This is a genomic window from Bacteroidia bacterium (genome assembly GCA_025056095.1).
Classification (GTDB): Bacteria; Bacteroidota; Bacteroidia; order JANWVE01; family JANWVE01; genus JANWVE01.
Window position 1 is genome coordinate 1 of sequence record JANWVW010000081.1, and the last position, 11,156, is coordinate 11,156.

At 37.7% G+C, this 11,156-nt stretch carries 6 protein-coding genes and 1 CRISPR repeat array; of the genes, 3 read left to right on the top strand and 3 right to left on the bottom strand.

Annotation, left to right across the window (positions count from 1 at the left end):
* Positions 1-30: 30 nt before the first annotated feature.
* Positions 31-692: a CRISPR direct-repeat array (repeat unit 47 nt; unit sequence GTTGTAAATTGGCTACACTTTTTTAATTTTGTATCGGCGTTTACAGC).
* A gap of 482 nt (positions 693-1,174) precedes the next feature.
* Positions 1,175-3,046 carry a hypothetical protein gene (locus tag NZ519_07420; protein MCS7028584.1) on the top strand — a complete coding sequence of 624 codons (1,872 nt, stop codon included), beginning with the start codon at positions 1,175-1,177 and terminating at the stop codon, positions 3,044-3,046.
* Positions 3,047-3,190: 144 nt separating this feature from the next.
* Here NZ519_07420 and hutU read toward each other — a convergent pair whose 3' ends face one another.
* The gene (gene hutU, locus NZ519_07425; protein ID MCS7028585.1) at positions 3,191-4,855 is read right to left on the bottom strand and encodes a urocanate hydratase; all 1,665 of its coding nucleotides are present in this window, start codon (positions 4,853-4,855) and stop codon (positions 3,191-3,193) included.
* A 101-nt stretch (positions 4,856-4,956) separates the two neighbouring features.
* Here hutU and NZ519_07430 point away from each other — a divergent pair, with 101 nt between their 5' ends.
* Positions 4,957-6,366, top strand: a complete 1,410-nt coding sequence (locus NZ519_07430; GenBank protein MCS7028586.1) for an inorganic phosphate transporter — start codon at positions 4,957-4,959, stop codon at positions 6,364-6,366.
* Between the two features lie 4 nt (positions 6,367-6,370).
* On the opposite strand, the gene ruvB is transcribed toward NZ519_07430, so the two are convergent.
* Positions 6,371-7,384: a Holliday junction branch migration DNA helicase RuvB gene (gene ruvB, locus NZ519_07435; protein MCS7028587.1), complete on the bottom strand. Its 1,014-nt coding sequence runs from the start codon at positions 7,382-7,384 to the stop codon at positions 6,371-6,373.
* A gap of 74 nt (positions 7,385-7,458) precedes the next feature.
* A complete protein-coding gene (locus tag NZ519_07440; protein MCS7028588.1) occupies positions 7,459-7,968 on the bottom strand; it encodes a hypothetical protein in 510 nt (169 codons plus the stop codon).
* Positions 7,969-8,021: 53 nt separating this feature from the next.
* Here NZ519_07440 and NZ519_07445 point away from each other — a divergent pair, with 53 nt between their 5' ends.
* Positions 8,022-11,045 carry an amidohydrolase family protein gene (locus NZ519_07445; protein MCS7028589.1) on the top strand — a complete coding sequence of 1,008 codons (3,024 nt, stop codon included), beginning with the start codon at positions 8,022-8,024 and terminating at the stop codon, positions 11,043-11,045.
* Positions 11,046-11,156: the final 111 nt, after the last annotated feature.

Sequence of the window (11,156 nt, forward strand, 5' to 3'; positions counted from 1 at the left end):
ACAAATAAAAGAAAAAATAGCATCGGTTATGTTGTAAATTGGCTACACTTTTTTAATTTTGTATCGGCGTTTACAGCAGCATTGCGCATACCCCGCGCAAGAATTTTGTTGTAAATTGGCTACACTTTTTTAATTTTGTATCGGCGTTTACAGCGCCACTGTAAATAGGTACCGATAGCCCTTGGTTGTAAATTGGCTACACTTTTTTAATTTTGTATCGGCGTTTACAGCAAACGGAAGGGATCCCTTATAACCAACTTGGTTGTAAATTGGCTACACTTTTTTAATTTTGTATCGGCGTTTACAGCCGTTGAGCACGGCGTTCAGCTCTACGCTCGTTGTAAATTGGCTACACTTTTTTAATTTTGTATCGGCGTTTACAGCCAACACTTTATCCTGTTGTGTTGGAGGATAGTTGTAAATTGGCTACACTTTTTTAATTTTGTATCGGCGTTTACAGCGAGATTTAAAATAATTCACGCTAACCACAGGTTGTAAATTGGCTACACTTTTTTAATTTTGTATCGGCGTTTACAGCTGATTGGATAACTGTCCAGCAGTTTTGTAAGTTGTAAATTGGCTACACTTTTTTAATTTTGTATCGGCGTTTACAGCCGCTTTGGTGTCAGGTACGTATAGAGGTCAGTTGTAAATTGGCTACACTTTTTTAATTTTGTATCGGCGTTTACAGCAGACCACAGCTGTAAGCGCTGATTTTCAATAAGATAAAGGTTAAAAATAGTCATAAAAAAAGCCCAAAAACCAATATTCAAAATTGTAAGTTGTATAAATAAAATTGAATTTTTTCAATCCGAACGAAATGCGTACCTTTTCAAGAGCTAAGTGTTTTTGTTCTAAATATTGCAGTTAGGTGGGCTTGCGGAGCGCTTTTAGTTTTCTGTTTCTTTGCTCTATGTAAAGTTTAACTTGTAAGTATTTGTACTTCAAGCTCAAACAAGGTAAAGACATAATTGCTTATGTTATCTGCGTGAGGGGCATGGAGCATGCCCGTCAGGGCAGTGCGAAGCGTTAGCGAAGCACCGTAGCGAAGCGCAGTGCGGAATGCCCCGACCCTTGCGCAGCAAGGGGCACGCCCAAAAGAATCTATATAAAGCCTAAGATTTGATTATATTAGCGGGGCATACTCAGAAGTAATTTAACGTATTTTCGCACTATGAAGATACAACAAAACTTTTTGAGCAAACCCATAATTGCATGGATAGCTGTTTTTTTGCTTTGCTTGTTTGAAATGATAATTTTTGCTCATCCACCACTGTATAAAAGTAGGTTTTTATCTTGGGTGTACTTTCTTTCAGGGATTGGAATTGCAGTTATACCCTTACTCTACTTACCTAAAATAACGCTAAAATTCAACGAGAACGCTAATTTTATACTAGACAAGGTATTTTACTTTTTAGGTTTTATAGGATTTATTGCAGTTTTATACCACTTTTTCTACATCATTGACAGCTACACGCTCAACTATCGTGAAGCAGATATGCTTCCTTCTATTGAAATTTTAGCTAATCGTGCATTATCAGGGCAGGAAGTATATACTCCCTTGTCAGAGATTGACAGACCCCATGTACTATACGGACCAGGATTTTGGCTGCCTTATACTATTCCTATCCTTCTCAAAATAGATATTCGCTGGACATCCTTCACATTTTTAATGATAGGTATAGCGCTGCTATGGTGGCAAAATAGTAGTAAAAATCTCAACATATTACTTAAATCCATAAACTATGTACTTATTCTGTTAATGTTACGTTTTTATTTTTTTGGAATACAAGATTTAAAATTTAGCCAAGAACCACTGGTCATTGGTTATTATTTGTTTTTAGGAATTACATTGTTACATCAAGACAAGAAATATCAATGGATATGGGTAGGCATTGCTATCAGCTTATGTTTATTGAGTAGATTTTCACTTTTATTATGGATACCTTTTTATCTTTTCTATGCATGGCGTTATGAAGGGCTGACAAAAGCATTAAAAATTTTTGCAGTTATAATCGCAATAGTTTTGGTTTTGTTCATCTTTCCTTTTGGGATAGATGGGCTTCAAAAATTTGCCACTTTACCCGCGTTTCAGTCCAAGCAAATGGCTGAGCGTTTTGCTACTGCTCCTCGGCACGAACTTTTAGGTATGGCAAAGTTCTTTTCACATAAAGATGGTTGGTTTATTTATGATTTACAGAGGGCTTTTTCTTTAATCACGATGTTAGTAGGTATAACACTAGTAATTTTACGTCCCAAATGGGTAGATAAAGAATGGCTACCACTTGCGTTCTTAAAATTAACTTTGGTGTTCTTTTGTAACTTTTTACAAATAGCATATCCTTACCTCTTTGAACCTTCCACTTTCCTTTCATTAGTTATAGTGATAGGGTTTGCTCAAAAAAAGATAGAGTGGCAACCTGCGACCCGCAATTTGACATCTGCATTTCTACAATATTATCCCAAAGTTTTGTTTGTTGCTTTACCCTTAATAGTTTTTGTATTTGCTATATACACGTATGATTTTTATAACCGAAGAATTTATCTGTACCAAAAAGAAGCTATTGCAGTATTTAGACAAGATTTTAATTCATTAGAAAATGAGCCTTACTGGATTAAAACTGTACCCATAGATTCCACTGTGGCACATACAGGAAAATATAGCAACAAAGTGGGGGGAAAAAATCTCTATAACTGCACTTTTGTTATGCCTGTGCAAGATTTTATCAAGATAGGTGCAGAGGGAATTCGTTTCAAAGCTTGGGTAAAAAGTAGATTACCCTACAAAGGTTTACCTTTAATGGTTGTTAATATTCAAAATAAAGAGGTACTCTTTTACAGACACAAAAGTATTGCATTTCCAAGATACGATTCGCATGGTTGGCAAGGACATGTATTTGCTTTGAAAATACCTAAAAAAATTCTTAATCAGGCAAAAAATCTTACTGACTGCAAATTAAGTGCTTTTATTATGTTCCGTGATTACGGATATGCACAAGTAGACGATACGATATATGTAGATGATATGCAGGTAGAGTTATTTTGAGTATTACAAGACATTAGGTTCTATTGGATATATTTCTTTCCATCGCTCAGGACAGCAATATACCCTCTTATCCACATGAGCACAACGCGCTGGGCAAGGACACGCTCAAGAGAACATACAAATATGCAGAAACAGGGTAAAATATTACTTCAACCTTTTGTTAATATCTAATCCATGTTTCTTAGCAGTTTCTATGGCTATTTCGTAGCCTGCATCCGCATGGCGAATAACGCCAATACCTGGATCATTTGTAAGCACGCGTCTAAGCCGAGCTTCAGCTTCAGGTGTTCCATCCGCCACAATAACCATACCCGCATGAATAGAATAACCAATACCTACTCCTCCCCCATGATGCAAGCTAACCCAACTAGCACCTCCTGCTGTGTTTATCAGTGCATTGAGAATGGGCCAATCCGCAATAGCATCGCTGCCATCTTTCATAGCTTCGGTTTCACGGTAAGGTGATGCCACCGAACCCGTATCTAAATGATCCCGCCCTATTACTATGGGAGCTTTTACCTTACCTTCTCTTACTAATTCATTAAACGCTAAGCCTGCTTTTAATCTATCCCCTTGCCCTAACCAACATATTCGTGCAGGTAAACCCTGAAAAGCAATTTTTTCTCTTGCCATAGTTAGCCAACGCCGCAGCCCAACATCATCAGGAAACAATTCTAACAATTTTTCATCAGCAGTATAAATGTCTTCAGGATCTCCACTCAAAGCTACAAACCGAAAAGGTCCTTTACCTTGACAAAATAAAGGTCGAATATACGCAGGAACAAAACCAGGAAAGTCAAAAGCATTGCTTACACCACGAGCTAACGCCTGCCCGCGCAAATTATTTCCATAGTCAAAAGTTACAGCACCTCTTTTTTGCAGCTCTAACATCAAACGAACATGCAAAGCCATTGTATCTTTGGACTCTTCTATATACTGCTTAGGGTTAGTTTCGCGTAAAATTTTTGCTTGAGCAGCAGTATAGCCCTTGGGAAAGTAACCTACTAATTCGTCATGAGCAGAAGTTTGGTCAGTAAGTACATCAGGCGTTATGTTTCTATCAATCAAGCGTTGAAGCAAATCCACAGCATTACATAAAACCGCAATAGAGATGGCTTTGCCTTGTTTTTTGTATTCCAAAGCTTTGTCAATTGCTTTGTCAATATCGTATTCTACTTCATCTAAATAGCGAGTTTCTATTCGTTTTTTAATGCGCCACTCTTCCATTTCGGCTACAAGGCAAACACCTTCGTTCATAGTAACAGCCAAAGGCTGTGCACCGCCCATTCCACCTAAACCCGCAGTAACCGATAAAGTATGCTTTAGTGTACCATTAAAGTGCTGCCTTGCGCACTCTGCAAAAGTTTCGTATGTACCTTGCACAATACCTTGCGAACCTATATAAATCCAACTTCCTGCTGTCATTTGCCCATACATGGTTAAACCTTTGGCATCTAACTCACGAAAATAGTCCCAATTTGCCCACTTTGGAACTAACATCGCATTAACTAAAAGTACACGCGGCGCATCAGGATGAGACTTTAAAATAGCCACAGGCTTACCACTCTGAATCAATAAAGTTTCATCATTCTCCAAAACCTGTAGGGCTTTGACAATTTTTTCGTAGCATTCCCAATTTCTAGCAGCTTTTCCTGTACCACCATATACAATCAGTTCATCGGGATTTTCGGCTACCTCAGGATCAAGATTGTTCATTAACATGCGTAAAGCTGCTTCTTGTATCCACCCTTTGCATGATATCTTAGTGCCTCTCGGCGCTTTGATATTTCGTTGAGATACCTTCTGCATGCCCAAAAATACGAAAATTTCACAAAAACCTACCTCAATCTAATCTAAATTTTTAACATTCTCTTAACATGCTCAATCAAGCAAATTAAGAGCTTTGCATTATGCTTGGCTTAACTACGGGATTATTTGTTTTGCTAATTATTGCAATTCTGTGTGCTTGTATTTTTGAATTCATCAATGGATTTCATGATACTGCTAACGCCGTAGCTACAGTAATATACACTAACTCCCTTAAGCCTATCCCTGCTGTAATTATTTCAGGTATATTCAACATGTTGGGAGTATTTATAGGGGGAATCAGCGTAGCAATGGGAATTGTAGCTTTACTTCCTATTGAAGCTATTCAAACTCAAACTCAATCGCAAACTTTATGGATGGTCGTTTCAATGATGTTAAGTGCAATTATATGGAACTTCGGAACTTGGTATTTTGGTATTCCTGCTTCTAGCTCGCATACTTTAATTGGAGCAATCTTAGGGACAGGTTTAGCCATTTCGATGCTACCTGGTCATGAATTCGGTGATGGAGTAAATTGGAGTAAGGCGCAAGACGTAGGTCTGTCTTTGCTTATTTCGCCTTTATTCGGTTTTACCGTAGGCAGCATCTTACTTGCAATTGCTAAAATGCTACTTAAAAATCCAAAACTACACACAGCTCACCAACCTAATGAAAAACCTAATATCATTATAAGAATTTTAATGACCTTAACCTGCATAGGAATCAGCTTTTTTCATGGGCAAAACGATGGACAAAAAGGCGTAGGCTTAGTTATGATTATTCTTATTACTGCACTACCCGCCTATTATGCACTAGACACTACAAAAGATTTCACAGATTTAAGACCTATTATCATTAGTATGGAAAAAGCAGCTACAAACATTGAGGAAAAAACTCTTAACCTACGACTTAAAGCAGAAGCACAAAAGCTACAAGCTAACCTCACAGTATTCAAGGCAAAATGTTTTGAATGTCTTGCTAAAGATGATGAACTCTCAGCCAAAGATAGGATAAAAGTAAGAGGAAGTATATATCAAATTGATAAAGGAGTTAAAAAGGTAAGTCGTTATCCTGAAACTATAGAAAGCTTTTCAAAAGAAATAAACACCCTTAAACAAGGAAGCAAGCAAATTAGAGCTTATACAGACTACGTACCTAATTGGGTAGTAGTCATGATTTCTTTGTGCATAGGCATAGGTACAATGATAGGCTGGAAAAGAGTAGTAGTTACAGTAGGCGAAAAAATTGGAAAATCAGGTATGACCTACGCACAAGGACTTGTTTCAGGGCTTGTAGCATCTAGCACAATTGGCTTATCCAGTGGCATAGGCTTGCCCGTTAGTACAACTCACGTACTTTCTTCTTCCGTAGCAGGCACAATGGTAGCTCAAGGCGGAAGGAAAAACGTACAATTGGATACCATTAAAAAAATTCTTTTAGCTTGGGTTTTGACCTTACCTGTGTGCATGGCTTTATCTATGATTCTATTTTTTGTGTTCAGACTATTTGCTTAACAGGTTAAAACAATGTATTCAAATAAAAATTTTTACCTTGTTTTTTAAGATGCTTATAAGCTAATTCTGTTACCTCTCGCCCACGTGGAGTACGCATCAAAAAACCTTGCTGAATAAGGTAAGGTTCATACACTTCCTCTATAGTATCAGGGGACTCATTTACCGCAGTAGAAATAGTATTCAAGCCCACAGGTCCTCCTTTGAACTTTTCAATAATAGTAAGCAGTATTTTGTGGTCCATTTCATCCAATCCGTATTCGTCTACTTCTAGTGCATCTAATGCCTTTACTGCAATTTCATAGTCTATCCGTCCTTGACCTTTAATTTGGGCAAAATCACGCACTCTACGCAATAAACGATTAGCAATCCGAGGTGTACCTCGGCTGCGCTTGGCAATTTCTAATGCTCCTTGTGCATCTATGGGGACCTGAATAATTTTAGCAGAACGCATAATGATTTTTTGAAGTGTATCCACGTCATAGTATTCTAAACGTGCAGTAATACCGAACCGTGCTCTTAAAGGAGCTGTAAGCATGCCCGCACGCGTAGTAGCGCCTATCAAAGTAAAAGGATTAAGAGAAATTTGAATACTTCTTGCATTTGGACCGCTATCTAACATAATGTCTATCTTAAAATCCTCCATCGCAGAATACAAATACTCCTCTACTACGGGGCTTAAACGGTGAATTTCATCGATAAATAGCACATCAAATGGATCAAGATTGGTTAACAAACCTGCTAAATCGGCAGGCTTTTCCAATACAGGTCCCGACGTACTAACCATTTTTGCACCCATTTCGCGCGCAATAATGTGTGAAAGAGTGGTTTTACCTAGTCCTGGCGGTCCATGCAGCAAAACATGGTCTAAACTTTCTTTTCTTTGTAAAGCCGCTTGTACAAAAATTGATAAATTTTCAATGGTTTTGTTCTGTCCTAAAAAGTCTACAAATCGTTGAGGTCTTAGAAAAACATCTAATTCCTTATCCGTATGCTGCGGATTTAATAACTCATTTCGCATGACCTAAATTTGATAATGATATAGCAACAAATTTAGCAAATTTTATAAATATACAGATAACCTACAAAGAATACTTACTGTAAATCATATCGTTGAACAAATTTAGCTTTGGCAGCTTTGAGTTTATCTTCGTAGGACTTACCATTTTTATCTATACTCTCTGCAATTAAAGACATTTGCTGTAATTCTTGGTCAGTAAATCTACCTTTTTTACAAATTTCTATCATCATTTTATACTCTTCTTTATGCACCTTTTGATAGTATTCAAATAACGCTATGGCACTTTCTTGAAAATTCTCGTCATTTCTCATTCCTTTGAGGCTCTTCACTTCTTTAATAGCTGCTTCTATAGCCTTTCCTAATTCCTGATACGCTTTTTCAAGGTCTAATAAATGTTTTTTGGATAATTCGGATTCTGCCATACTTTTTTCCAATGCATCAGAAAAGTGCTGCATTGCTTGTGATATTTTTTGCTCTTGGTCAAATATGCGTTGGTAGTATTCTTTGGCTGCCTGCCTTTTACTACAAGCCACATAAAGCAAAGCGAGTAGAACACTAAAAACCAAACAAAATAATTTTTTCATACTCAAAAGTACGTATTTTTTGGATAGATAGAAGATCTGTTTAACTTTGTACCATGCACCGAATATTCTTACTTACCTTGTTTTACACTATTACCTTTTTAATATATGGACAAATTACCACAGAGCCACTCAAAGATGTATATCACAATACACATTCATGCTATGCCCTTACAAACGCCAAAATTACCCTCAATCCTAATCAAATGCTGAACAAAGGTACTTTGGTTATCCGCGATGGATATATTGAAAATGTAGGTGAAAACATCTCTATTCCAAATGACGCCATAGTTATAGACTTACAAGGTAGGTACATTTACCCCTCATTGATTGATGCTTATGCTATATTAGATACAGGCAAAAAGAAAGACAGTAAAATACCAAAACATCATTGGAACAGTGCAGTAAAGCCTGAAATAAACGCAGCCGAATACATTACTTTAACCGAAAAAGATGCTGAAAAATATCGTAAAATGGGCATAGGAACTATTCTTACTCATGTAAATGATGGCATTTTTAGAGGAAGTCCAGTTATTTACACAACAGGAAGTAAAGAAAAAAAAGAATTGTTAAGTCTGCCTAATCTTCAAATGATGAGCTTTGATAAAGGTTCTTCGCCCGACGATTATCCCAGTTCGTTGATGGGCGCTATTGCATTGATAAGACAAACCTTTTTAGATGCTGAATGGTACAAAAAAGCTTGGCAAGCATACATGCAAAACCCTGCCCAGCAAGCACCTGAAAAAAATATCAGCTTGGAAACATTAAGTCAATTCAACGGAAAATACATTTTTGAAGTCAATGACGAATTAAAATACCTGCGTGCCGCTAAAATAGCCAAAGAATTTGGACTTAACATGATTATTTGCGCTTCAGGTGCAGAGTATAAACGAATTCAAGCTATTAAAGAAACAGGAATTCCTGCTATTTTACCTGTAAACTTTCCTGCTCCTTATGATGTATCTGACCCTTATGCAGTAAATAACCTTACGCTAGCTCAACTTAAACATTGGGAAAGCGCACCACTTAACCCCGCTTATTTTGAAAAGCATCAAATTCCCTTTGCAATTACTAGTCAAGGATTAGATAAAGAAAAGTTCTACGCAAATATCCGAAAAGCTATACAAGCAGGTTTATCTTACAAAACAGCTCTTGCGGCATTGACTACCGTTCCTGCCCAGTTTTTAGGCATAGATGGATTAGTAGGTACATTAGAAAAAGGAAAGTTAGCCAATTTTATCATCTGCAAAGACTCTTTGTTCAAAGAAAAAAACATTTTCTATCAACATTGGATACGAGGAGAGAAGTACGAATTTCAAGACATTCCTACGCAGGATATTCGTGGCGAGTATGCACTCAAACTAGATAACAAAACCATCAAATGGCTTATTACAGGAAAGGAGTTAGAAAATCTTTCTCACAAGTGGATTATCGGTAAAGACACGCTAAAACCTACCGTGCAGCAAAAACAACAGCATATTACTCTACAAGTACAAGCTAAAAAGTTAGGTTATGAAGGAAGTATCTTTTTAATGGGCTACATTCAACAAGATAAAAAGCCCATAGAAATTACAGGCAATAGCCTTATACAAGGCAAAACAGTACTGTGGACAGCCAAATACGTAAATCCTGCGCCCCCCGAGTCTGAAAAAGACAAAAAGAAAGACAAAAAAGACTCTGCTCAAAAAGAGCTTGCTTCGTTCGGTACAGTTACTTATCCAAATATGGCTTATGGATGGGTAGAGTTGCCTAAACCTGAAACCGTACTCATCAAAAATGCTACTGTTTGGACTTGCACAGACAAAGGTATTCTCAAAAACACAGATGTCCTTATTCAAAATGGTAAAATTGCTCAAATAGGGCAAAATTTAGCTGCTAATAATGCCAAAATTGTAGATGCCACAAATTTGCATCTTACCCCTGGGATTATTGACGAACATTCCCATATTGCGATTAGCCAAGGTGTAAATGAAGGAACGCAAAGTGTTACTTCCGAAGTACGCATAGGGGATGTAGTCAATTCAGACGATATTAACATTTACAGACAATTAGCAGGGGGCGTAACTAGCGCGCATCTTTTACATGGTTCTGCTAACTGTATCGGTGGGCAAACTCAGCTGATTAAGATGCGCTGGGGCAAAACCCCCGAAGAGTTAAAGTTTGACAATTGGCCAGGCTTTATTAAGTTTGCTTTGGGGGAAAATGTAAAACAATCTAACTGGGGAGATAACTATGTTACGCGTTATCCTCAAACGCGGTTAGGGGTAGAGCAAATTTTTGTAGATGCTTTTCAAAGAGCAAGAGATTATCAAAAAGCATGGCAGGAATACACGGCTAATCCACAGGGCAAAATTCCCCCACGTAGAGATTTAGAATTAGATGCGTTAGTAGAAATATTAGAAAGCAAGCGGTTTATTACTTGTCATTCTTATGTGCAGTCTGAAATTGTAATGTTAATGCGAGTAGCAGAGCGTTTTGGCTTCAAGGTCAATACTTTCACGCATATTTTGGAGGGCTATAAGGTTGCGGACAAGATGAAGCAACACGGTGCAGCAGCATCTACTTTTTCAGATTGGTGGGCATATAAGTTTGAAGTAATGGAAGCCATTCCGTTTAATGCTGCTATTCTCACACAAATGGGCATACCCACAGCCATCAATTCTGATGATGCAGAAATGGGCAGACGACTAAATCAAGAAGCAGCCAAAGGAATTAAATACGGCAACATGAACCCCGAAGAAGCCCTTAAAATGGTTACTTTGTACCCTGCACAGATGCTGCATGTATCTGACCGTGTAGGAAGCATAGAATTAGGCAAAGATGCTGACCTTGTATTATGGACATCTGACCCACTTTCTATTTATGCCAAAGTACAACAAACTTATGTAGATGGTATTTGCTACTTTGACGCAGAACGAGATAAACAACTTCGTGAGTATATTCAAAAAGAAAGGAATCGCATCATTCAAAAGATGATTTTAGCAAAAAAGAACGGCGAGTCTACTCAAAAGCCTACTCTACCTGTTAGTTTTGAGTATCATTGCGAAACGTTAGAATCAGACTACAATCAAGGCGAATAAAATTCTTATGTGAAGGTTAAATTTTATTTTTTTCTTTTTTTGGGCGTGCCCTTGTGGGCTTTTGCCCACAAGGTCGGCGTGCTTCGGGCTACGCTAACGCTTCGGTGCTAC

Excerpts from the sequence above, each read along its gene's own strand:
- NZ519_07420 (MCS7028584.1), top strand. The coding sequence starts at position 1,175 with ATGAAGATACAACAAAACTTTTTGAGCAAACCCATAATTGCATGGATA.
- ruvB (MCS7028587.1), bottom strand. The coding sequence starts at position 7,384 with ATGCGAAATGAGTTATTAAATCCGCAGCATACGGATAAGGAATTAGAT.
- NZ519_07445 (MCS7028589.1), top strand. The coding sequence starts at position 8,022 with ATGCACCGAATATTCTTACTTACCTTGTTTTACACTATTACCTTTTTA.
- hutU (MCS7028585.1), bottom strand. The coding sequence starts at position 4,855 with ATGCAGAAGGTATCTCAACGAAATATCAAAGCGCCGAGAGGCACTAAG.
- NZ519_07440 (MCS7028588.1), bottom strand. The coding sequence starts at position 7,968 with ATGAAAAAATTATTTTGTTTGGTTTTTAGTGTTCTACTCGCTTTGCTT.
- NZ519_07430 (MCS7028586.1), top strand. The coding sequence starts at position 4,957 with ATGCTTGGCTTAACTACGGGATTATTTGTTTTGCTAATTATTGCAATT.